1 protein-coding gene is annotated in these 274 nt (G+C 42.7%); it reads right to left on the bottom strand.

All coding sequences use genetic code 11. The features are described 5' to 3' along the window. Nucleotides 1-188 (bottom strand): TauD/TfdA dioxygenase family protein (locus ABS784_RS17100; RefSeq protein ID WP_352513397.1); only part of this gene is annotated, 188 nt, incomplete at its 3' end. Nucleotides 189-274 lie beyond the last annotated feature (86 nt).

The raw sequence follows: 274 nt of genomic DNA, 5'->3' as shown, positions 1-274 counted from the left end.
ACATCTGTATGCCATGAATTGGCCCGGTCGCCACGATCAGAGTCTAGCTCAAAAATATAATTGGAGCCGTCTTTTGCTGGAACAGTTGGATGAACAACAGGATTGCCAAGCAGCTGTGCAAAGGCTTCCTGCCCCGCATCATCTAGATGATGCTGATTTCGGAAGAAAACTACCTTGTACTTTAAGATCGCTTCGCGAATAAATTGAATTGTTTCAGCATCTAGTTCATCGGAAAGTTTGATGTCTGATATAATTCAATTTATTCGCGAAGCGA

It is taken from the genome of Geobacillus sp. G4 (genome assembly GCF_040327975.1).
Classification (GTDB): domain Bacteria; phylum Bacillota; class Bacilli; order Bacillales; family Anoxybacillaceae; genus Geobacillus; species Geobacillus thermoleovorans.
Note: the sequence above shows the minus strand (reverse complement) of the source record. Positions and strands in the feature narration are given on the sequence as shown.